Here is a 22,581-nt window from a genome sequence, read left to right on the forward strand (position 1 = left end):
AACCATTGGATATTCTAAAAGGGGAATATCTTGTTAAAAAAGGAGAGAAAAAACAATGGAAATTAAACGCCAACAAGAAATTGTTGAAGCGTATCACTATGATATGCGAGTACCTGATTCAGAAGTAGAGACAGATTTACGTGTCAGTTTTTCACCAATTGAAGTAGAAGAAGAAAATTATCCAGAAAATAGCTCAGCACTTGTTGCTCGCTTAGAATTTCGAATTGTCTTTGACGAATTTGTTTTATCAGGGGCGATTAGCCAAATTAATCACATTATTGATCGTAAAATTGAAAAACAAGAAGATATTTCGCAAGAAGAAGTCGATGAACTTGTGCGTCCTTTATTTAGCATCGTCGAACGTTTATCTTATGAAGTAACTGAAATTGCTCTGGATCGTCCAGGTGTTCAATTGAATTTTCAACAATCAGAAGAAGCTTAACTTTTAAAAACAGCGTTTGTAACGGATTCCGTTACAAACGCTGTTTTTATTCTTGTGAAGATTTAGCAACCAAAGCTTTTTTAAACTGTTCATAATTTTTTGTAGCGATATCCACATAAGCAATCGGCTGACCAACTTTGGTGATTTTTTCGGGAAGATAGGGAGCGAGCATTTCATTGTACAAAATGAACGCAGCTTCTGGTACTTTCTCTGAAAGAACATCATAACTGATAAAGTCAATTTCATAGGTTGGTTGAAAAAAGGCTTTGATGTTTTGCTGCTCTTTATTTGAAAAGAGCCAAGGACCTCCATTTGCAGGGCTCCCAACATACAACATTGCTCCATCACGGTTGACAGAAAGGATCCAACAAATTTTTTGCATACGCTTACACCTCCTAGAACTAAGTATACCACGTCAGCTTAAAAGAAAGAGGACAAAAAACAACTTATTTTTACAGTGACTAGTAAAACAACGCTTGGTGATAGTTTTAAACTATCACAGCGGTTATTTTCTATCAAAAAGTAAGCAAATTATCCCACTATTTGCTATAAAATAAGGTACAATAGAACTATCACTGGAAACAGTTTGCTGTTTTCAGGGTATTTACTGGAGAGTGAGTACCGGGAACCTTTACTTCCTTTGATGTACTTGTCATTAAAAACATAGGGAGGAACTAAAATGACAACATTCATCACTGTATTAGTGATCCTTGCATTTATTGCTGTGTTATTCGGTTTCTACCAAATGCAAAAGAAACATTTAAAATTCTCAACACGTGTCTTTTCAGCATTGGGCGTGGGGATTGTTTTAGGTGCAATTATTCAATTTGCTTTTGGTACAGACAGTAAAATTACTACGCAATCAATGGAATGGATCGGGATTGTAGGTAATGGTTATGTAGCGTTTCTACAAATGCTCGTAATTCCGTTAGTATTTGTATCTATCGTAGGTGCATTTACAAAAATGAAAGAATCCAATAAATTAGGAAAAATTAGCTTTAATGTGTTAGCCACCTTACTAGGAACAACAGCAGTAGCTGCCTTGGTGGGGATTGGAACAACCTTAGCGTTTGGTCTTCAAGGGGCAAAATTCACGCAAGGTGCTGCAGAAACGTCAAGAATTGCCGAGTTAGCGACGCGTCAAGATGCGATTCAAGATTTGACGATTCCCCAACAAATTGTTTCATTCATTCCTAAAAATGTCTTTGCTGACTTTGCGGGAACACGACCAATGAGTACCATTGGGGTGGTAATCTTTGCTGCGTTTGTTGGTGTCGCTTATTTAGGCGTTCGTCGTAAAGCGCCAAAAGAAGCTGAATTTTTTGCAAATTTAATTGATAGTTTATATAAAATTACCATGCGAATTGTTACCTTAGTTTTACGCTTGACCCCTTATGGCGTGTTAGCGTTAATGATTAATGTTGTAGCAACAAGTGATTTTGTTGCGATTATTAACTTAGGTAAATTTGTGTTGGCATCGTATGTGGCCTTACTCATTGTTTTTGCCATTCACATGCTGATTTTAATTACTTTAAAAGTCAATCCAGTTACGTATCTAAAGAAAGTTTTTCCAGTCTTGAGCTTTGCTTTTACTTCTCGTTCAAGTGCAGGAGCTTTACCATTAAATATTGAAACACAAACCAAAGCATTAGGTGTCGATGATGCTACAGCAAACTTTGCTGGTAGTTTCGGTTTATCTATTGGACAAAATGGTTGTGCCGGCGTTTATCCAGCTATGTTAGCAACCATCGTTGCACCAACTGTTGGAATTGATGTCTTTAGTTTACAATTTATTTTAATGTTAGTAGCAGTTGTCACAATCAGTTCATTTGGCGTAGCCGGTGTCGGCGGCGGAGCAACCTTTGCTTCTCTAATCGTTTTAGGCGCAATGAACTTGCCAGTTGCAATTGTTGGTTTAGTAATTTCGGTTGAACCACTTATTGACATGGCGCGGACAGCTGTTAACGTTAACGATAGTATGGTTGCAGGTGTGTTAACAAGTGCTCGTATTCATGAATTAGATCGTGATGTCTTAAATGATCGCGACGTTGTCTTAGATGCAAATATCTAAATCAATAAAACGAAAAGTGTTTGAGCAATGTCTTGCTCAAACACTTTTTTGATTTTAAGCGAAAGTGCAGTAATTATTTAAAAGAACGTATATAATAAGTTGTTAACTAAATTCAAAAGGACGTGAAGGAATGTTTTCAAACCAAGTAAAGATTATGTTATATGTGAATAATGTTGAGGAATCTAGTCAATTTTGGCAAACGTTTGGCTTTGTTGAAAAGGAAAGGGAGGAAGTTGACGGCACATTGGTGGTAGAGATTGCGCCAAGTGAATCAGCAGAGACGATTATTGTTTTATATGATTTGGCCTTTATTCAAAAACATTCACCAGAAGTGGCGGGGAATACCCCTTCTCTAATGTTTGCTAGCGATGATATCATTGGTCTCTATAAAAAAATGCAAGAGGCTGGCGTTACTGTCGGTGAAATGGTTCAATTGCCAACAGGCTTAGTTTTTAATTTTGCAGATAATGATGATAATTACTTTGCTGTGATGGGGCAAGAAAGTAAATAAAAAAACAGCTTGGCACCGGAATCTAGATTGATTCTGGTGCCAAGCTGTTTTTTATAAAAGTTGAAAGTTTTATAAATTTTACTAAAATCTGTAATTTTCATGAAAATATAGCGTATGATAATGCTGTTAATAGAATAGGCGGAGGTAAGCGGTATGCGTAAACGACATGCAAAGAAAAGACATGGAGGAGTGAATTGGCTTTTTATAGTATGTTTGTTGGTGGTGATTGGTGGTAGTGGTTATTTAATAAAAACGTTCTTTTTCACTAGAGATTCACAAGTTAGTCAAGAATCGAAAGTGGTCTTGGAAGAAGATCGCCGAAGTGATAATTATGCGAATTTAACGAAAGAAATAGTTGCACCAGATAGTGGCGAACTTGATCAAAAAATTCAAGAAACAAATTATATTGGTTCGGCTTTGATCATTAAAGATGATCAGGTTTTAGTAAATAAAGGATATGGCTTTGCCAATTTTGAAAAGCAACAAGCCAACACGCCAAACACAAGGTTTCAGATTGGTTCAATTCAAAAATCTTTTACCACAACCTTGATCTTAAAAGCGATTGAAGAAGGTAAACTTACATTAGATACAAAACTCGCTACGTTTTATCCGCAAATTCAAGGTGCTGAGGACATTACGATTAGCGATATGTTGAATATGACAAGCGGTTTAAAGTTATCAGCAATGCCTAATAATATCGTTACCGATGAAGAAATTATTCAATTTGTTAAACAAAATACCATTCAAGTCAATAAAGGAAAATACAATTATTCCCCAGTAAATTTTGTCCTTTTAGCAGGAATGTTAGAGAAAATGTATCAACGTACCTATCAAGAATTATTTAATAATTTTTATCATAAAACAGCTGGTTTAAAGAATTTTGGCTTCTTTGAAACCTTATTGGAACAACCCAATAATTCAACAAGCTATAAATGGACAGAAGACAATTCGTATAATCAAGTGCTCTCAATTCCCGCAGCTAGTTTTGCCCATGAATTTGGGACTGGTAATGTGGATATGACGACAGGTGATTTGTATTGGTACTTACATCAATTAACGAGTGGACATTTAGTTTCCACCGCACTTTTGCAAAAATTATGGACGTCTTCTCAGCAAAGTTCTTATCATGGGGGCATCTATGTTCATGATAATTATTTACGCTTACACGGCGTTGAAGCAGGTCAACAAGCCCTAGCTTTATTTTCAAAAGATATGAAAACCGGGGTCATATTGCTAACTAATTGTGTGAATCCAGCGAAATACAAAGAATTAATTGGTTCGTTGTTCCATGATGTAACCAATTTAACTGTGAAATTTTAAAGCAGAAGCAACGACGATCACTCCAAAGCCTTTTTAGGTTTCTTCTGAGAGACTTTATATTAAAATAAAGGGAAGAACAATCAAAGGGAGTGACGAAGATGAAGCAATCAAAAAATAAACAAGTTGTTATTGGTGAATCAACGAAAAAAAACATTTATCTTCAAGATATAGAACAGGAAACGCAAGCTTTTATTCTCCAAAACAATCCACAATTGACAGCTGAATCGATGATTACATTGGCGGAGTTACTTAATTATCGTTTGGATTACATGAAACAATTAGTCGCAAATGATTCTGAAAAAATCCAACAACTGAATGAGTTGGTGGTTCAACATATCAAAGAAGATAAGCTGATTTCCAATAATATGAATGAAAAGATGGAAAAGAAATTAACCTTTGGCCAACGAGCAGCGGATACCATTGCTAAATTTGGCGGTAGCTGGGTGTTTATTGGCTTCTTTTGCTTCGTGTTGATTGCTTGGATTGTGATTAACTCTACCACTTTATTGGGACAACCATTTGACAAATATCCTTATATTTTGCTAAATCTCGCCTTATCTTGTTTAGCAGCTATCCAAGCACCGATTATTATGATGAGTCAAAACAGACAAGAAGCCCGTGACAGAGAACAAGCGAATAATGATTATAAAATTAACTTAAAAGCAGAAGTAGAAATTAATTTATTACATGAGAAAATGGATTATATTATCAATAATCAACTAGAAAATTTGGTAAAAATCCAAAATATTCAAATTGAACTTTTAGGTGAGTTACAAGAACAACTCGCTGCGACTTCTGAAAAGGAGTAGTATATAGAAGTAGCTCGTTGTTGCGTAATAATTATTACGCAACAACGAGCTACTTTTTTTATTGTGTGTAAATACACAAGCAAAATAATCGCTTTCCCTTTTTTATTCACCGTATAATGGGATAGAATGACTTTATACAAAAGGGGAAAACAAGATGAAATACCAAGTATTACTTTATTACAAATATACAACAATTGAAGATCCAGAAGCTTTTGCGAAAGAGCATCTAGCTTTTTGCAAATCATTAAATTTAAAAGGCCGTATTTTAGTAGCGACAGAAGGGATTAACGGAACGTTATCTGGTACTGTCGAAGAAACAGAAAAGTACATGGAAGCAATGCAAGCAGATGAGCGCTTTAAGGATACATTCTTTAAAATTGATCCAGCAGAAGAAATGGCGTTCCGCAAAATGTTTGTTCGCCCACGTTCTGAATTAGTGGCGTTGAACTTAGAAGAAGACGTTGATCCATTGGAAACGACGGGGAAATATTTGGAACCTGCAGAATTTAAAGAAGCCTTATTAGACGAAGACACTGTTGTAATCGATGCTCGTAACGATTATGAATATGATTTAGGCCATTTCCGTGGTGCCGTGCGCCCAGATATCCGTAGCTTCCGTGAGTTACCACAATGGATTCGCGAGAACAAAGAACAATTTATGGATAAAAAAATTGTTACCTATTGTACTGGCGGGATTCGCTGTGAAAAATTTTCTGGCTGGTTATTAAAAGAAGGATTTGAAGATGTTGCTCAATTGCATGGTGGTATCGCCAACTATGGAAAAAATCCAGAAACACGTGGCGAACTTTGGGACGGCAAAATGTATGTCTTTGATGACCGAATCAGTGTCGAAATTAATCACGTTGATAAAAAAGTTATTGGGAAAGATTGGTTTGATGGAACACCTTGCGAACGCTACATTAACTGTGCAAACCCAGAATGTAATCGTCAAATCTTAACTTCAGAAGAAAATGAACATAAACATTTAGGTGGCTGCTCATTAGAGTGTAGCCAGCATCCTGCCAACCGTTATGTAAAAAAACATAATTTAACAGAAGCAGAAGTTGCTGAACGTTTGGCTTTGTTAGAAGCGGTTGAAGTATAAAAATAATAAAAAAATAAACAAAAAAACTTCGAAAATTATTTTTTGAAGTTTTTTTTGTTTATTTTTTTGTCTTTAAAAGTGTTGATTTTAAAGCTTTCTTAGCTAAAACCATTTTATTTTTTAAAAGCGTTTGAAAAAAATAAAAAAATCTAATAAATATTTCTTTTATATAATGTTTATTGGCTGGGCCAGTCAATGTTGAAAATGGGGAAGGAGGAATTCAGATGAAAATCATAAGAGGGTTTAGTTTGGTATGTTTAGGGCTATTGATCATTGGGTTGCAAACAAAAAGCGTTATGGCTGAAGAAAATAATTATGAATCAAATGGTCAAGCGAGCTTCTATGGCACCTACGTTTATGAGAATGAAAAAGAGTCAAATGACGTAGCGGATACCCAACAATCAGAAGAACAGGGAAGAAACAATTTAGCTGCTTCTGGACAAGCAGTTTTACCTAAAACAGGCGAGTCTGAAAATCCGCTGTATTCCTTGATAGGAGTTAGTTTGTTGGGGGTAGTCATTTATTTAATTAATAAAATGAAACGAGAGAAGGAGCTTATTTAATGAAAAAAACTATTTTACTTACATCGGCAACCATACTTTTAGGCGTAGGGTTTCAAGCAATAAACGCATCAGCAGCAGAAACTTTTCCGAAAGAATACAATACGGAAGGCACAATTACTTTTGAAGCAGGCGATAACGAAATCACACCACCTGTTGATCCAGAAAATCCCGATCCTACTGATCCAGTAGACCCAATTGATCCTCCAGGGCCAGGAACGGGTGGTGCCTTATCAATTGATTATGGTTCAAAATTTAAATTTGGCACACAAAAGATTTCTACGGCAGATCAAACGTATTATGCTGCGCCAGATGAAATGAAAGATGGTTCAAAAAAACCAACCTATGTACAAGTAACTGATAAAAGAGGAACGTTAGCAGGATGGAAACTAACGCTTTCCCAACCTGAACAATTTAAAACAGCTACTGGAGAGGAACTAGTCGGCGCTCAATTAACGTTTACAAAGGCAGAAGCTGCCTCAATGGTGGATGAAAAATATAAACCTACTGAAGTCAGTAGTACTATTTCCTTAACACCTGGTGTAAATAATAATCTAGCGATGAACGCTAAAAAAGAAACAGGTGTTGGGACTTGGGTTTATCGCTTTGGTTCAAATGAAGCAACAAATAAAGAAGCTGTCCAACTATTCGTTCCTGGAAAATCAGTAAAGCTTGCACAACAATATTCAACGAAGTTAGTTTGGGCATTAGAAGATACTCCCGCTAATAATTAAATAAAGGAGAAAAGCAATGAAAAAACAATTCACAGGAATCGTTCTATGCAGTACATTTGCAGTTGCTGGTTGGTCCTTGCAAGCGAAGGCAGAGGAGCCAAAAGAGTATCGTTCGAATGGTTTAGTAGAATTTATTCCGAACGTAGATCCGACAGAGCCGGTTGATCCAGAAAATCCCGATCCAGAAAAGCCAGTCAAACCAATTGATCCAACAGACCCAGAAGGTCCCAATCCTGGTACCCAAGGACCGCTGTCTATTGATTATGCTTCAAGTTTTGACTTTGGGAAAAATCGTATTTCGAATAAAGACCAAGTATATTTTGCAAGAGCACAGCAATATCAAGAAAATCAAAAAGATACACCAAATTTTGTGCAAATTTCTGATAATAGAGGAACCAATAGTGGTTGGTCTTTAACGGTTACGCAAAAGGAGCAATTTAAAGCAACAAAGGCGACTTTAAACAGTCAGTTGACAGGTGCGCAAATTTCTTTAGCTAACCCGACTGTTAATAGTAATGCGCAAAATGTTGTGAAACCAGAGGCAACAAATAAGATTGCCCTTGTTCCAGGGACCGCATCGCTGGTGGCAGCTGCGAAGCAAGGAACCGGTGCAGGAACTTGGGCTACTTATTGGGGAAAAGTAGAAGTGGTTGCAGAACGCGATGAAACCAATACGGTACACAATGTTAATGTTACAAAAGATGTTGCGCTATCAGTACCAGGGTCAACCCCTAAAGATGCCGTGAAATATCAAACAAAATTATTGTGGACGTTGACGGATGTACCAGGAATTTAAAAAGTAGAGGTGAAGAGAGATGCGAAACAAACAAAGCCTAGTCTTTTTGGCAAGTAGTTTATTCTTACTACTCCTTGCGCCTATTACTAGCGAAGCGATTAGTAATCCTTCGACAAATATCAACGAAGTCAATCGAGAAATAGTGGAGGAATCGGCCAATGATCAGGCAACTAGCGCTCCTTCTCACTCGGAAACATTAGAGCAAGAACCTTCCCTAGAAACGACAACAACAACCGATAATCATCCAGCAGAAACAGACCAATCAACGGCTACTTTAGAACCTAGCAAACAACAAAAGGATGACGATACCAGTGCAACGGAATCGGTGATAGTTGAACCACAGCCGCGCATGTTGGCTGCGCCATACGCTACTTCATTGCCGGATGATCCTAATATCATTCCAATCGACAAGGTGTTTCAAGAGCCAATTGGAAATGCAACAAGTATTTTAGAAGGTGGGAAGTTATTACAACTAAACCCAGCTGTTAAATCACAAAAAGGCGCTATTTGGTCAAAAAAACCAATCAGTTTATTGTCGGATTTTACCTTTAAAAGTTATTTGTATTTAGGAAACGAGTATGCAAATGCTGGTGATGGTATGACCTTTACCTTAACGAATGATCCTAGAATGTCCACAATGCCTCAAGAAGTCATTGGTTCACCTGGGATGGGAATCGGCGCATACTCCACGAAAGCGGGTCAACCCTACGTTAGAAATGCCTTATCGATTGAGTTTGATACCTATAAAAATACTGGTAGTTCCAACCGAATGGACCGAGAAATTTCACAAGATAAGGGAAATGGACATTTAGCTTTTGTCACTCCGAAAGCTAATAACAACAACTATACAGGGGAGCATTCAGGCGTCACTGTTGCGCCAACCTATCTATCTAATGGAACCTGGCGCATGTTGACTGTTCATTGGAATGCCGCAGCCAAAGCATTAACATATGATTTAGAAGGTGTGGGCACGAATACGTATGTAGTTTCAGATTTAAATGCACAATTTGGCGCAACAACAGTTTATTGGGGCTTTACATCATCCACAGGTGGCAAATACCAAGAGAATGCTTTAGCAATGACACAAATTCCTACCAACGTTACGTCACAAGCAGCCCTTAGCGTGAATGGTCAGGAGTTTAGTTCAGCTGTTGAAGCAGTGAAAAATGATCAGGTGATACTACGGAATACGTTGAATATTGACAATGACTTTATCGAAGATCGTCAACCGCAAGTAAGCATTGACTTACCTGATGAATTAGCATATGAAGAAAATTCATTAACGATTGATGGTAAAAAGGTAGCAGCCAAAGATCTGACACAAACAGGGAATCACTTAACAATTGCTTTAAATGACTACCTAGTTTTAAAGAAGGACATGATGATTGAATTAAAAACAACCCTTCAAGATAATACGCCCGAAAAAGTTTTAACTATGAACTTTGACTATTATGAAGAAGGAACCTTACTGCAAAAGTCAAATAATGTAACGATTACTATTCCTAAACCAACAGAAAAAACAGTAACCGTTTTTTATAAAGACGCGGAAGGTAAAGATATTGCCCCACCTAAAAGTGTTACAGGGAAAATTGGTGCACCCTATCAAGAAAAACCCCTAGATATTTCTGGCTATGTTTTTACAAAAGACTCGGGCAATACGGAAGGAATAATGACAGAGGAAACAAAAGATATTTATTTTTACTATCGTTTAGGGGAACTATATTTTAAAGAGGCACCAAAACAGATTACTTTTGGTACGGAAAAGATACGTAATCAACCACTAATTAAACTTGGGCATCCCACCGAAGGACTCAAAGTCGTGGATGAACGTAACGCAAATAATTGGCGCTTGCAACTAAAGCAAACGCAACCGTTAACAAATGATTCAATTGTAATGCCAGATGTTTTTTCTTTCGTTTCAACTGTTGGAAGCTCTCAGATTACAAATGAGGCAATTACGCTTTTAGAAAGTAATCAGAAAGGTGAAACAGATTTAACAGCATTACTTGATGAATCAAAACAACAAGGAATTCAAATCAATGTTCCTGTAGCTTATCAAAGAGTTGGAACATTTAAAGCTCGTTTATCTTGGGCGTTAGAAGACGTACCAGGAAATTAAAGAAAAGAATGGAGAAAAGAAAATGAAAAAAGTAACAACAGTATGTTTATCCACATTTATTTTAGGGAGCTTAGGCATGACTTCTCAAGCCTTTGCAGAAGATGGCGGTAGTTATACATCTAATGGTATCGTAGAATTTACACCAAGTGAAGAGCCAACTAATCCGGTTGACCCAACGGATCCAACTAATCCAGTTGATCCTATTGACCCAACAGATCCTGAAGGGCCTAATCCAGGAACAAACGGTCCGTTGTCAATTGATTATGCGTCAAGTCTAGACTTCGGTGTTCAAAAAATCACGTCGAAGGATCAGACTTATTTTGCTGCTACCCAAAAATACAAGACGGTAGACGCAACCGATGAAGTCAAAGAAGGGCCTAACTATGTCCAAGTAACAGATAACCGTGGAACCGAAGCTGGCTGGTCATTAAAAGTGAAACAAGAAGGACAATTTAAATCAACTTCTGGTAAAGAATTGACTGGGGCAGCTATCACGTTTAAAAACGGAAATGTAGTGACTGCTTCAGATTCAGGCAAACCAACAGGCCCAGCCACAATCACGCTAAATTCAGATGGTAGTCAATCAGATGTAATGAGCGCAGCGAAAGGAAAAGGTGCAGGAACTTATTTATTTGATTGGGGAACAGATGCAACTACAGCTGCTAAAAGTATTGAGTTAACTGTTCCAGGTTCTACAACCAAATACGCTGAAAAATACGCCACAAAATTAACATGGACGTTGACAGACGCTCCAGGAAATTAAACGAATTTTAAAAAGAAGAATAGCGGGGAACATGGTTACCTGCTATTCACTACATATAGAAAAGGAGTAAATAATTTGAACAGAAAAAAACAACGATTTCTTTTTTTTCCGATACTACTAATTTTTTTAGCGTTAGTATCTAGCAATGGTTTTGCCAGTGAATTTAATTTTGCGGTTACGCCTATTCCATCAGAAAAACAAGTAGATAAAGAAAAAACTTACTTTGATTTATTACTAGCACCAAATGAAGAAACTGAGTTGAAAGTGAACTTGCGCAATGATACAGATAAAGAAGTAAAGGTAGGTATTTCCATCAATAGTGCCATTACCAATTCAAATGTAATCGTGGAGTATGGTGAAAATAAGGGGAAAAAAGATCAAAGTTTAGCGTTTGATATAAAAGACTACGTTCAATACCCTAGCTCAGTTCGTTTAAAACCGAAAAGTGAACAAACGGTTTCTATTAACGTCAAAATGCCTAATACCCCCTTTGATGGAGTGTTAGCTAGTGGTATCACTTTTAAAGAAGAAACGTCGGATGAAGGTAAACGCCAAGACGATAAGAGTCAGGGGTTATCCATTAAAAATGAATATTCGTATGTCGTTGCATTATTGATGCAACAAAATAAAAAAAAGGTTGAGCCGAATTTACTTTTGAAAAAAGTCTCACCAGGACAGATTAATGCTAGAAATGTGATTTTAGTCAATCTACAAAATGATCAAAAAACATATATTAACCAAGTTGCCTTTTCGGCAGAGATTACCAAAAAGGGGCATGAAGAAGTTTTATATAAAGAGGAAAAAGCAAACATGCAAATTGCACCAAATACCAATTTTTCTGTTCCCATTGCGCTAAAAGGGCAACCGCTTAAGCCAGGAGATTACCATTTGTCTATGACCGTTGTTGGGAATAAAGATGCTGCAGGCTCATTTAAAAAATCAATAAACAATGAATCGATATCTTTTAGAAATCAATGGCAATTTGAAAAAGACTTTACAATTAATGGCGAAGTTGCCAAAGAATTAAATGAAAAAGATGTGACCTTAAAAGAAAATCATTCAAATTTATATTTGCTGATTGGCTTACTACTATTATTGATAGTGATTTTAATCATTGCCTGGTTGATTTGGCGAAAAAAGAAACAGGAACAAAACGAAAGAGAAATATAAAGAGTAGTTAATTTTTGATTTGATTATCGGCAACGTTTTTGTTTGTTTTTACTTATCAAACATGCAGTTTATTCAACAAACCTAACTCAAAAAAAGAAATAATAAGAAGGAGTATTGTTAAATATCGTCTGATACCACTTTACTAGTTATATTTTTTGTTTTGTTATGTAGCTAAAGTATTTGGCAATATATGTGAGAAAAATGGATAAATACAAACATTTACTATTATGGAGTACGTTGTTACTCTCGTTTTTTCAAGTAACCAATGTGCAAGCAGCAGAAGAACGGAATCCAATTTATAATCCGACCAATCCAACAGAAGAAATTTATCCGATTGAGAATACTGGCACACCAGAAAAAATGGAAGAAACAAATGAAAGTACCATTACTAGCGAAACGCAAGCGGAAGAAAGTAACGAAGACGTTAGTAAAAAAGAAGTGAAAACCAATAATCCAAAAACAAATGAAGAAAGGCCTTCTTCCAAGAAAAGTCAGCATCAAGTATTTTTCACGGATGAATTATTTGATGCTAGCCATATCACCATTGTACCAAATAGCACAGGCGGTGCTGGAACGGAGGGGCAAAACACTTTTTACTTGAATTTCATACGGGAATTAGTAGGAACGGCTATTTATGGGAGAAAGAACTGATAAATGATGAATTATGAAATTTTTTTAAATAAAGAAGATCAACGAAGTTATTCCTTGCTAAGGCATTTAGAAGAAAGTCCCACGCTATCAGGTACTTTTATTGCACTTCGCGAAGAATTATCAATGTCGAATTTTTTAGTCAAAAAAACATTAGAAAAATTAAAAGCAGATATTGACAATCTAAAGTTAAGCGACAGCTTAACTTTAGTCGTTTCTGATGTAGATGTTACACTTGAAATTGATGGAAACTATTCAAGTAAACTTTTGCTCACGAAATACTTAACAGAATCGCTCTCTTTTAAATTAGTGTTGTCTTACTTTAGAGGAAATTATAGTTTGACAAAGTTTGCTGAATGTAATCATGTCAGCACCTCTGTGGCGTATAGTACCTTACAGCGGCTAAAAAAAGCCTTAAAGGAGTATCAGATCTATTTTAGTAAACGGGAAATTGTCGGCAATCAAAAAGCAATTTCATTTTTTTTGTATAAATTGTTCACGCTTTCCAATCAACCAATTTCCGAACTATATTCGGTAAAAGTCTATAATGAAGCGAAACGTGTATTACAGTCTGTTGAGTTAAACTATACTTTCACCACCTATGAGCGACGCAATTTTTTCCATTATTTAGCTATTATGATTAACAACGAAGGACGTGCGGTGGAAGGGATCGATACACGTGCACTAAATACATTTTCAGAAGAATTAATAAAAAAATCGCAAGTGGCATGGGCATTGTCCTCAAAATCATTAACGTATACGATTGTTTTTTTCTTGTATTTGCATGGCAAACTAGAGAAAAAATATGTCATTCATGAAGATCCTACGATTGAAAGCCTAACTCGTGTTTTCATTGGAAGTTTTGAAAAAGCATTTAATTGTTTAGAGGAGTCAACAAGGAATACTCTAGAAGAAGGGTTAGCAATTATTCATTTCAATGTTATTTACTTTCCGCTTAATATGTTTGACGATTTTGAAATGGATTTACAGTTTTTTAAGCAAACATATCCGGAATTTTATTTTTATTTAATTGAATATATTCGTTGGTTAACAGCAAAACATAAAAAAATTGCGAAAGCCAATCACTGTTTGTTTTTTAACTATCTATTGTTGCTAATTAATCATGTTCCGGTTCATTTAATTGCAGAGCCAGCCAAGGTCCTAATTGATTTTTCTTATGGAAAAGAGTATAACCAATTCATCAAAAAAAATTTATCCGTCTATGTGAATTTAAATGTAGAAATTATTGACCCGTTATCAGATACCTTACCAGATGTGGTGATTACCAATTTAAATAACTTGTATCAAGAAGAACAGAGTAAAGTTATGGTTTGGCTGGATCCACCTCGTTCGATTGATTGGGTCAATTTAACGCAATCATTATTGACTATTCAAGAAGAAAAATATCAACAACAAAAAGAATCAACAAAGACAAGCGGTGATCCTATCGAATAGAATCATCGCTTGTCTTTGTGTTTAAGTCTTTACAAAACCACCCAAGTGTTTTATAATATGAATATACATTCATATGAATAGAAAAACATTAATGAGGAGGCGCATAACAATGTCAAAACAAACAGGTGCACACACACATGAAGAAAAAGGTAAAAACGTTCCAGTTATTCTCTTTTTTACAGGATTGGCTCTTTTCTTTATCGGTTTATTTTTAGGGAACATGCTCTTAGTGAAAAATATTCTTTTCTCGTTAGCTGCTATTTTAGCTGGTTATCATATTATTGGGGAAGGCTTTGGAGATACGTATCGGGATACGAAAAACAATCGAAAGTTTTCACCTAATATTCATTTGTTAATGACCTTAGCTGCAGTTGGTTCAGCATTAATGGGAAGTTTTGAAGAATCAGCATTGTTGATTTTGATTTTTGCGGCGGCGCATTTCCTTGAAGATTATGCCCAAGGCAAAAGCCAACGTGAAATTACAAAACTATTAAATTTAAATCCAACAGAAGCTCGCTTGATAACAGACGATGGCTCAATTCAAACTGTGTCAGTTGAACAATTGAAGATTGGTGACCGCGTGCAAGTCCTCAATGGTGCGCAAATCCCGACAGATGGCGTCGTGATTGAAGGAAGTACCGCTGTGGATGAATCATCTATTAATGGGGAAAGTATTCCCAAAGAAAAAAATAGTGGGGACCCAGTTTTTGGTAGTACCATGAACGGTTCAGGCACAATTGTTGTTGAAGTAACGAAAGATAGTTCAGAAACAGTTTTTGCAAAAATCGTACAGCTCGTGAACCAATCACAAGAAAATCAATCAGAAATTGCAAGCAAAATTAAACGATTTGAACCAAAATATGTCACACTAGTTTTAGCAGTTTTTCCACTAATTGTTTTAGGTGGCGCATTACTTTTCCAATTGACTTGGGCTGAAAGTTTTTACAGAGGCTTGGTCTTCTTAATTGCTGCCTCACCTTGTGCTTTAGCAGCGAGTGCCGTTCCGGCAACTTTATCAGGAATTTCCAATTTAGCGAAACAAGGCGTTTTGTTTAAAGGTGGCTCATTCTTATCAAATTTAGCTGAAGTGAAAGCACTCGCTTTTGATAAAACAGGCACGCTAACAAAAGGCAAACCTGAGGTAACAGATTATCTTTTTGTTGATGGCTTAGAAGATCGCCAAGACGAATTAGTAGCTGTTTTAACAAATATGGAGAAAAAATCCAATCATCCATTGGCGACGGCGATTGTTAATCGCTTTGAAGCAGAAACAACGGCTTTAAATTTAGAAGTAGAAAATATTGTTGGGGTGGGTTTAGTAACGACCATTGCAGACACAACTTTTAGAATTGGTAAACCATCTAGTTTCGAACAAGTGCCAACAATCATTGAGAAGCAAACAACGAAATTAGCGAGTGAAGGCAAAACGGTAGTGTACTTTGCCGAAAATGAACAAGTGATTGGTTTAGTGGCATTGATGGATGTTCCTAATGAAGAAGCAATGAACGCCATTCATTATTTCAAGTCACAGAATATTGAAACAACAATGATTACAGGAGATGCAAAACTTACGGGTGAAGCAGTTGGCCGCTTAGTAGGCGTGGACCAAGTTTATGCTAATGTTTTGCCTGAGGAAAAATCAGCGATTGTTGATCAATTAAAACGCGAAGTAGGAATGACAGGGATGGTTGGTGATGGCATTAATGATGCACCGGCTTTAGTGAATGCTGATATCGGAGTGGCAATGGGGGATGGCACAGACATTGCTATCGATGTTGCAGACGTGGTAGTGATGAAAAATGATCTTTCTAAATTAGGCTATGCTCACCGTGTCTCAAAACGCTTGAATAAAATTGTGCAGCAAAATATTATTTTTTCAATGTTAGTGGTAGCAACGTTAATTATCTTGAACTTTTTAGGTATTGCGAATATCGCATTTAGCGTACTTATTCATGAAGGAAGTACCTTAGTGGTCATTTTTAATGGCTTGCGTTTATTAGTTAATACAAAATAAGCCAAATAGTCACTTGCAAGAAAGGAGAGAAAGCGATGAATTCTTTAAAAATGATTGAACTTTCTCTCACAGACGTTGTCATTCGGATGGCTCTAGCCGTGGTTTTTGGAGCTTTGATTGGGTTAGAAAGAAGTATTAAAAGAAAAGGCTTCGGTATTAGTAGTAATGCCATTTTATGTTTGGCCTCCTGTACGATTTCCATTTTACAGATTCAATCGGTGGATATTTTAGTCGATGTGGTGAAACAAAATAGCGCCTTGGCGTCCATTATTTCTATGGATATTACACGATATGGCGCCCAAGTGATTAGTGGTGTAGGCTTTCTCGGTGCGGGGATTATCGTTTTTAGAGAAAGGAAAGTCTCTGGGTTAACGACAGCAGTAATGATGTGGAATGTTACTATTATTGGTTTAGTCATTGGAATGGGCTTTTTAACCATTGCGTTTATCAATCTCGTGGCGACTTTGCTAGTATTAGCTCTGGCCCATTTTAAACGAAAAACTCCTTTAAAACGATTGCAGCTTATCGTAAAAATGAAGGAACCCATGATTAAAGAAAGCCGCCTGCATGAACAACTTCAAGCTTCTTTAGAAAAAGGGGAGCGCTTAGTAGAATTGACTTTGGAATCCGAACAAGAGGCAGTGACAGCAAAGATTTCTTATGTAGGCAAAGAAGATTTCTGGCATTCCAACTTGCACCATCTCTTAAAAGAAAAAGGGCACGTTCAATCTGTCTCTGTCACGGAAACAATTTAACCATAAAATAAAGCACTTGGGCGCTAGCGCGCGCCAAGTGCTTTTGTTTAAATATTTAATACTTTATCTAAGAAATCTTTTGTTCGAGGGTTTTGAGGATTTTCAAAGACTTGCTCTGGCGAACCATCTTCTAGGAAGTTACCGCCATCAATGAACATTACTCGGTTAGCCACTTCTTTTGCAAAGCCCATTTCGTGAGTAACTATGACCATTGTCATTCCTTGTTTTGCTAAATCTTTCATTACACCAAGAACATCGCCAACCATTTCTGGATCAAGAGCTGATGTTGGCTCATCGAAAAGCATAATATCAGGATTCATCGCTAACGCACGTGCAATTGCGACACGTTGTTTTTGACCACCAGATAAAGAATCTGGATAGGCATCTTTTTTATCTGCCAACCCAACACGTTCTAAAAGTTCTAACGCTTTTTTCTCCGCTTCGTCTTTTGACAAGCGACCTAAATCGGTTGGTGCTAAAACAATATTTTCTAAAATAGATAAATGTGGAAACAAATTGAAATGTTGGAAAACCATGCCGATATGTTGACGGACTTGGTTGATGTCCGTATTTTTATCTGTCAAGTTCGCACCATCAATAATAATGTCTCCGCTAGAAGCTTCTTCTAATTGATTCAAGCAACGTAAAAAAGTACTTTTACCAGAACCAGAAGGACCGATGACGCAGACTACGTCGCCTTCGTTAATAGAAACATTAATGTCGTTTAAGACCGTGTTGTCACCATATTTTTTTACTAAATGTTCAACTAAGATTTTTTCAGTCATATTAGTTCACCTTCTTTTCAAGGTTTTTCGCTAATTTAGTTAAGCTAGTAATTAAAATTAAGTAGATTAACGCAATAACGAAGTAAACCATTGTACTTTGTAATGTCCGAGCAACAATAATTTTTCCTGTTTGTAGTAGTTCGATTAAGCCAATTGCTGAAAGGATAGTTGTATCTTTCAATGAAATAACAAATTGGTTAATGAATGAAGGAATCATAATGCGAATCGCTTGTGGTAAAATAATTTTTTGCATTGTCCGATTATAGGAAAGACCTAAACTTCTTGAAGCTTCCATTTGGCCAACTGGAACAGCTTTGATTCCGCCGCGCACAATTTCAGAAATATAGGCACTGGCATTTAAAGTTAATGTGATAATCCCAGCAATGAAGACCGGGATATTAAAGCCAAGCACACCAGGTAATCCGAAATAGATGAAGAACGCTAAGACCATTAAAGGAATTCCACGAATTAAATCAACATAAATGGTTGAAAGTACACGTAATGCTTTGATTGGTGAAACGCTGAATAATCCGAAAATAACGCCGACAATTAAAGCAAGTACGAAGGAAATCAACGTTAATAGAATCGTCATCCATAAACCGTGTAACAATTGTTTCCAGTTGTTTTGCATGAAGCCAACAAATGTAGATTCGTCAGCTGTTTCTTCTTTGGTTTCGCTGCCATCTTTCACGTAAGTACCGATAATTTTATCGTATTCACCTGTACGTTTCATTTCTTTTAAGCCTTCGTTAAACATTTCAAGTAGTTCAGGATTTTGCCCTTTTTTGACAGCAAAACCGTAAGAACCACCTTTTTCACGAGGAATTGGTGTCGCTAGTGGTTGATTTTGCGCAACCCCATAGCCAATGACAGGATAATCATCCATCATGGCATCAACTTCGCCAATTTCTAACGCACTGTATAATGCATCAGTTGTGTCTAAATACTTAATTGAGTAATCATATTTCTTTTTATTTTTTTCTAAGAAATCAGCACTTTCAGTACCAATTTTTACGCCGACTTTTTTGCCTTTTAAATCATCATACGATTTAATTTTGTCATTGCCTTTTTTGACCGCAATTTGAATGCCGCTATCAAAGTAAGGAACAGAGAAGTCGAAGGCTTTTTTACGATCATCCGTAATCGTCATGCCTGCAACCATCCCATCTGCTTGACCAGATTCAACAGCTTGGACAGCAGAACTAAAACCAATAAATTTAAATTCAACAGTAAAACCTTGCAATTCAGCTGCACGTTTGACTAAATCAACATCAATTCCGACATAATCGCCTTGAGCATTTTGGAACTCAAACGGAGCAAACGTAGAATCACTGGCAATCACATATTTCTCTTTTTTAGGAGTGATTTTTTTCATCTGTTCGCCAGCGTCTTGTGTGTTTGTTTCATCGCCTGTCGCTAAGTAGTTGTTTAAAATTTTATCATAAGTACCATTGTCTTTAAGATTTTTCAAACCAGCGTTGAACTTTTTGATTAATTCAGGGTTTTGGCCTTTTTTCACTGCGAAACCATAAGAACTGCCTGTTTCTTTATCGCCAACTAATTGTAATTTTTGACCATTTTTAACTGCGTAGCCCAATACAGGATAATCATCAACGATTGCATCCGCTTCGCCGTTTTCTAAGGCTTTATAAAGACCCGTTGCATCGTCAAAATTTTTGATGGTGTAGTCATATTTCTCTTTATTTTTTTCAAGGAAATTGGCACTTTCAGTTCCAACTTTAGCCGCAACCGTTTTGCCTTTTAAATCATCATATGATTTAATTTTGTCATTTCCTTTTTTAACCGCTAATTGTAAACCACTATCGAAGTATGGATCTGAAAAATCAAAGGATTTTTTTCGCTCATCCGTAATACTCATTCCAGCAATCATGCCATCAATTTGTTTAGATTGAATCGCTTGGACTGCACTATCGAAGCCTAATGGTTTTAAATCCACTTCAAAACCTTGATCTTTGGCAATCGCATCTAATAAATCAACGTCAATACCAATGTATTTTCCTTTTGAGTCTTGGAATTCAAAAGGGGCGAATGTTAAATCCGTTCCAATTGTATATTTCTTTCCTTCTGCATGCGCTGAAGTGCCACTAATGAATGTTAGCAGAGTTACCATCATCACAAAGAAAGAAAGTAAAAAGTGTTTCCTTTTCATAAAATACCTCCTAGTTTTGCATATTGAACAATTATATAGTAAGAAATAGGAAGCTGACAAGTATTTGAACGCTAAAAAGAGAAAAAAACTCTAATTTCCTTACATTTCATGTTATAAAATATGACATAGAAATTAAGAACAAAAGATTAAGATCAGTTGAAGTCCGAAACAGCAAAAGTGGCGAAAATATGTTCGGTATGTTAAACTAATAAGTGGACATTCTGCCAGAATGGGCCGATAATTTAAGAGAAATTAGACACTTTGAGGGGGAGTTATAAATGATCGAAAGAGAAACTTCCAATACCTTTCATTTGGCTTCTAAATATGAGCCTGCCGGAGATCAGCCAGCCGCTATTGCTGAACTAGTTGACGGTGTCAAAGGTGGAGAAAAAGCTCAAATTTTACTTGGAGCGACCGGAACAGGTAAAACATTTACAATCTCTAATGTGATTCAAGAAGTGAACAAACCAACATTAGTGATTGCACATAATAAAACACTAGCTGGACAATTATACGGGGAATTTAAAGAATTTTTCCCAGATAATGCGGTCGAGTATTTTGTCAGTTACTATGATTATTATCAACCAGAAGCATATGTACCCTCAAGTGATACATATATTGAAAAAGATTCCAGTATTAATGATGAAATTGATAAACTACGCCATTCAGCGACAAGTTCTTTATTGGAACGAAACGATGTCATCGTGGTAGCATCAGTTTCTTGTATTTTTGGTTTAGGGGATCCGCGGGAATACAGCCAACAAGTTGTTTCATTACGTGTGGGAATGGAAATGGATCGTAATGAGTTACTAAAAAGCTTAGTCGATATTCAATTCGAACGAAATGATATTGATTTTCAACGGGGGCGTTTTCGTGTCCGCGGTGATGTGGTTGAGATATTCCCAGCTTCACGGGATGAGCATGCACTACGTGTTGAATTTTTCGGAGACGAAATTGATCGAATTCGTGAAGTAGATGCGTTAACTGGTGAAATTGTCGGCGAAACAGAGCATGTCGCTATTTTTCCGGCAACACACTTCGTGACGAACGAAGAACATATGGAACACGCCATTTCGCAGATCCAAGAAGAATTAGAGGCACGTTTGAAAGTGCTTCGCAGTGAAAACAAATTATTGGAAGCCCAACGTTTGGAACAGCGAACCAACTATGATATTGAGATGATGAGAGAGATGGGCTATACGTCAGGGATTGAGAATTACTCTCGACATATGGATGGTCGCCAAGAAGGAGAGCCGCCATATACGCTGTTGGACTTTTTCCCAGATGACTTCTTACTTGTAATCGATGAGTCTCATGTAACAATGCCGCAAATTAGAGGAATGTATAATGGCGACCGAGCACGGAAACAAATGTTAGTGGACTATGGTTTCCGTTTACCAAGTGCACTTGATAACCGACCGCTTCGTTTAGAAGAATTTGAACAACATGTAAACCAAATTGTTTATGTATCGGCAACACCAGGCCCTTATGAAATGGAACAAACAGAGACTGTTGTTCAACAAATCATTCGGCCAACAGGTTTACTAGATCCAGAAGTAGAAATCCGCCCAATTATGGGTCAAATTGATGACTTGGTGGGCGAAATTCATGAACGGATCGAAAAAGATCAGCGGGTGTTTGTCACAACCTTAACGAAGAAAATGGCCGAAGATTTAACCGACTATTTCAAAGAATTAGGCTTAAAAGTTAAATATTTGCATAGTGATATAAAAACACTGGAAAGAACGGAGATTATTCGCGATTTACGATTAGGCGAATTTGATATTCTAATAGGTATTAACTTATTACGTGAAGGAATCGATGTGCCAGAAGTTTCCTTAATTGCGATTCTAGATGCAGATAAAGAAGGCTTCTTACGTAGTGAACGCTCGTTAGTGCAAACGATGGGACGGGCTGCCCGGAACGCTGAAGGAAAAGTCATTATGTATGCAGATAAAATCACCGATTCGATGCAACGAGCTATGGATGAAACGGCACGACGTCGGGCAATCCAAAAAGCATATAATGAAGAACATGGCATTGAACCAAAAACAATTATTAAAGAAATTCGTGATTTGATTTCTATTTCCAAAACAGCTGATAAAGATGAAACAGTGGTTCAATTGGATAAATCATATGAAGATTTATCAAGACAAGAAAAAGCTGATTTATTAATGAAACTTGAAAGAGAAATGAAAGATGCAGCCAAAGCGTTAGACTTCGAAACTGCAGCCACATTACGAGATACCATTCTTGAATTGAAAGCTGCCAAATAAGTCAACCAACGGATTAAGTAAAAGATACGATGAACCATCGTATCTTTTACTAATCTTTTCTCTATAGAATGACTTGAA

Annotated in this window: 20 protein-coding genes; 17 read left to right on the plus strand and 3 right to left on the minus strand. The window is 36.7% G+C overall.

Annotated elements, in window-relative coordinates:
- Window positions 1–55: 55 nt before the first annotated feature.
- A complete protein-coding gene (locus MKZ30_RS02345; protein WP_002358717.1) occupies window positions 56–442 on the plus strand; it encodes a DUF1149 family protein in 387 nt (128 codons plus the stop codon).
- Window positions 443–488: 46 nt separating this feature from the next.
- Here MKZ30_RS02345 and MKZ30_RS02350 read toward each other — a convergent pair whose 3' ends face one another.
- Window positions 489–824, minus strand: coding sequence for a hypothetical protein (locus MKZ30_RS02350; protein WP_002419997.1), 336 nt, complete (start codon window positions 822–824; stop codon window positions 489–491).
- Between the two features lie 297 nt (window positions 825–1,121).
- Between MKZ30_RS02350 and MKZ30_RS02355 the strand changes: the two genes are divergently transcribed.
- The 15 genes from MKZ30_RS02355 to MKZ30_RS02425 all read left to right on the plus strand — a co-directional run bounded on the left by MKZ30_RS02355 (window position 1,122) and on the right by MKZ30_RS02425 (window position 17,272).
- Window positions 1,122–2,513 carry an L-cystine transporter gene (locus tag MKZ30_RS02355; protein ID WP_033600688.1) on the plus strand — a complete coding sequence of 464 codons (1,392 nt, stop codon included), beginning with the start codon at window positions 1,122–1,124 and terminating at the stop codon, window positions 2,511–2,513.
- 130 nt (window positions 2,514–2,643) lie between these two features.
- The gene (locus tag MKZ30_RS02360) at window positions 2,644–3,024 is read left to right on the plus strand and encodes a VOC family protein (RefSeq protein WP_002363195.1); all 381 of its coding nucleotides are present in this window, start codon (window positions 2,644–2,646) and stop codon (window positions 3,022–3,024) included.
- A gap of 153 nt (window positions 3,025–3,177) precedes the next feature.
- Window positions 3,178–4,344: a serine hydrolase domain-containing protein gene (locus tag MKZ30_RS02365; protein ID WP_002419999.1), complete on the plus strand. Its 1,167-nt coding sequence runs from the start codon at window positions 3,178–3,180 to the stop codon at window positions 4,342–4,344.
- A 98-nt stretch (window positions 4,345–4,442) separates the two neighbouring features.
- A complete protein-coding gene (locus MKZ30_RS02370) occupies window positions 4,443–5,153 on the plus strand; it encodes a DUF1003 domain-containing protein (RefSeq protein ID WP_002355601.1) in 711 nt (236 codons plus the stop codon).
- A 154-nt stretch (window positions 5,154–5,307) separates the two neighbouring features.
- Entirely contained in the window at window positions 5,308–6,258 is a 951-nt protein-coding gene (gene trhO, locus MKZ30_RS02375; protein WP_002355603.1) for an oxygen-dependent tRNA uridine(34) hydroxylase TrhO, read from the plus strand.
- 224 nt (window positions 6,259–6,482) lie between these two features.
- Complete coding sequence (locus MKZ30_RS02380) at window positions 6,483–6,821, plus strand: LPXTG cell wall anchor domain-containing protein (RefSeq protein ID WP_010715042.1); 339 nt, start codon at window positions 6,483–6,485, stop codon at window positions 6,819–6,821.
- Window positions 6,821–7,552 carry a WxL domain-containing protein gene (locus tag MKZ30_RS02385; protein ID WP_002383012.1) on the plus strand — a complete coding sequence of 244 codons (732 nt, stop codon included), beginning with the start codon at window positions 6,821–6,823 and terminating at the stop codon, window positions 7,550–7,552. The genes MKZ30_RS02380 and MKZ30_RS02385 overlap by 1 nt, the downstream gene beginning before the upstream one ends.
- Before the next feature lie 16 nt (window positions 7,553–7,568).
- Window positions 7,569–8,348, plus strand: coding sequence for a WxL domain-containing protein (locus MKZ30_RS02390; RefSeq protein ID WP_002420004.1), 780 nt, complete (start codon window positions 7,569–7,571; stop codon window positions 8,346–8,348).
- A 19-nt stretch (window positions 8,349–8,367) separates the two neighbouring features.
- Window positions 8,368–10,467: a lectin-like domain-containing protein gene (locus tag MKZ30_RS02395; RefSeq protein WP_010827169.1), complete on the plus strand. Its 2,100-nt coding sequence runs from the start codon at window positions 8,368–8,370 to the stop codon at window positions 10,465–10,467.
- Between the two features lie 22 nt (window positions 10,468–10,489).
- Window positions 10,490–11,230, plus strand: a complete 741-nt coding sequence (locus MKZ30_RS02400; RefSeq protein WP_010816341.1) for a WxL domain-containing protein — start codon at window positions 10,490–10,492, stop codon at window positions 11,228–11,230.
- A 75-nt stretch (window positions 11,231–11,305) separates the two neighbouring features.
- Entirely contained in the window at window positions 11,306–12,400 is a 1,095-nt protein-coding gene (locus MKZ30_RS02405; RefSeq protein ID WP_033601195.1) for a WxLIP family cell surface protein, read from the plus strand.
- Window positions 12,401–12,601: 201 nt separating this feature from the next.
- The gene (locus MKZ30_RS02410) at window positions 12,602–13,051 is read left to right on the plus strand and encodes a hypothetical protein (RefSeq protein WP_002420007.1); all 450 of its coding nucleotides are present in this window, start codon (window positions 12,602–12,604) and stop codon (window positions 13,049–13,051) included.
- A 3-nt stretch (window positions 13,052–13,054) separates the two neighbouring features.
- Window positions 13,055–14,503, plus strand: a complete 1,449-nt coding sequence (locus tag MKZ30_RS02415; protein ID WP_033601196.1) for a helix-turn-helix domain-containing protein — start codon at window positions 13,055–13,057, stop codon at window positions 14,501–14,503.
- Between the two features lie 109 nt (window positions 14,504–14,612).
- Window positions 14,613–16,517 (plus strand): heavy metal translocating P-type ATPase, encoded by a 1,905-nt coding sequence (locus MKZ30_RS02420; protein ID WP_002391769.1) that lies wholly within the window; start codon window positions 14,613–14,615, stop codon window positions 16,515–16,517.
- A 35-nt stretch (window positions 16,518–16,552) separates the two neighbouring features.
- Window positions 16,553–17,272 carry an MgtC/SapB family protein gene (locus MKZ30_RS02425; RefSeq protein ID WP_002361276.1) on the plus strand — a complete coding sequence of 240 codons (720 nt, stop codon included), beginning with the start codon at window positions 16,553–16,555 and terminating at the stop codon, window positions 17,270–17,272.
- A gap of 47 nt (window positions 17,273–17,319) precedes the next feature.
- Here the strand turns inward: MKZ30_RS02425 and MKZ30_RS02430 are convergent, their stop codons facing one another.
- Entirely contained in the window at window positions 17,320–18,057 is a 738-nt protein-coding gene (locus tag MKZ30_RS02430) for an amino acid ABC transporter ATP-binding protein (protein WP_002355616.1), read from the minus strand.
- Between the two features lies 1 nt (window position 18,058).
- Window positions 18,059–20,227 (minus strand): amino acid ABC transporter substrate-binding protein/permease, encoded by a 2,169-nt coding sequence (locus tag MKZ30_RS02435; protein ID WP_016614567.1) that lies wholly within the window; start codon window positions 20,225–20,227, stop codon window positions 18,059–18,061.
- Window positions 20,228–20,505: 278 nt separating this feature from the next.
- Between MKZ30_RS02435 and uvrB the strand changes: the two genes are divergently transcribed.
- On the plus strand, window positions 20,506–22,503 hold the full coding sequence (gene uvrB, locus MKZ30_RS02440; RefSeq protein WP_033601197.1) for an excinuclease ABC subunit UvrB: 1,998 nt from the start codon (window positions 20,506–20,508) through the stop codon (window positions 22,501–22,503).
- Window positions 22,504–22,581: the final 78 nt, after the last annotated feature.

Source organism: Enterococcus sp. LX10 (genome assembly GCF_023539285.1).
Taxonomy (GTDB): Bacteria; Bacillota; Bacilli; order Lactobacillales; family Enterococcaceae; genus Enterococcus; species Enterococcus faecalis.

Bases quoted from the DNA above. Each gene is read 5' to 3' on its own strand.
- MKZ30_RS02345 (WP_002358717.1), top strand. From the start codon at position 56: ATGGAAATTAAACGCCAACAAGAAATTGTTGAAGCGTATCACTATGAT.
- MKZ30_RS02425 (WP_002361276.1), top strand. From the start codon at position 16,553: ATGAATTCTTTAAAAATGATTGAACTTTCTCTCACAGACGTTGTCATT.
- MKZ30_RS02415 (WP_033601196.1), top strand. From the start codon at position 13,055: ATGATGAATTATGAAATTTTTTTAAATAAAGAAGATCAACGAAGTTAT.
- MKZ30_RS02420 (WP_002391769.1), top strand. From the start codon at position 14,613: ATGTCAAAACAAACAGGTGCACACACACATGAAGAAAAAGGTAAAAAC.
- MKZ30_RS02395 (WP_010827169.1), top strand. From the start codon at position 8,368: ATGCGAAACAAACAAAGCCTAGTCTTTTTGGCAAGTAGTTTATTCTTA.
- trhO (WP_002355603.1), top strand. From the start codon at position 5,308: ATGAAATACCAAGTATTACTTTATTACAAATATACAACAATTGAAGAT.
- MKZ30_RS02390 (WP_002420004.1), top strand. From the start codon at position 7,569: ATGAAAAAACAATTCACAGGAATCGTTCTATGCAGTACATTTGCAGTT.
- MKZ30_RS02355 (WP_033600688.1), top strand. From the start codon at position 1,122: ATGACAACATTCATCACTGTATTAGTGATCCTTGCATTTATTGCTGTG.
- MKZ30_RS02430 (WP_002355616.1), bottom strand. From the start codon at position 18,057: ATGACTGAAAAAATCTTAGTTGAACATTTAGTAAAAAAATATGGTGAC.
- MKZ30_RS02360 (WP_002363195.1), top strand. From the start codon at position 2,644: ATGTTTTCAAACCAAGTAAAGATTATGTTATATGTGAATAATGTTGAG.
- MKZ30_RS02385 (WP_002383012.1), top strand. From the start codon at position 6,821: ATGAAAAAAACTATTTTACTTACATCGGCAACCATACTTTTAGGCGTA.
- MKZ30_RS02410 (WP_002420007.1), top strand. From the start codon at position 12,602: ATGGATAAATACAAACATTTACTATTATGGAGTACGTTGTTACTCTCG.
- MKZ30_RS02380 (WP_010715042.1), top strand. From the start codon at position 6,483: ATGAAAATCATAAGAGGGTTTAGTTTGGTATGTTTAGGGCTATTGATC.
- MKZ30_RS02435 (WP_016614567.1), bottom strand. From the start codon at position 20,227: ATGAAAAGGAAACACTTTTTACTTTCTTTCTTTGTGATGATGGTAACT.
- MKZ30_RS02370 (WP_002355601.1), top strand. From the start codon at position 4,443: ATGAAGCAATCAAAAAATAAACAAGTTGTTATTGGTGAATCAACGAAA.
- MKZ30_RS02365 (WP_002419999.1), top strand. From the start codon at position 3,178: ATGCGTAAACGACATGCAAAGAAAAGACATGGAGGAGTGAATTGGCTT.
- MKZ30_RS02400 (WP_010816341.1), top strand. From the start codon at position 10,490: ATGAAAAAAGTAACAACAGTATGTTTATCCACATTTATTTTAGGGAGC.
- MKZ30_RS02350 (WP_002419997.1), bottom strand. From the start codon at position 824: ATGCAAAAAATTTGTTGGATCCTTTCTGTCAACCGTGATGGAGCAATG.
- uvrB (WP_033601197.1), top strand. From the start codon at position 20,506: ATGATCGAAAGAGAAACTTCCAATACCTTTCATTTGGCTTCTAAATAT.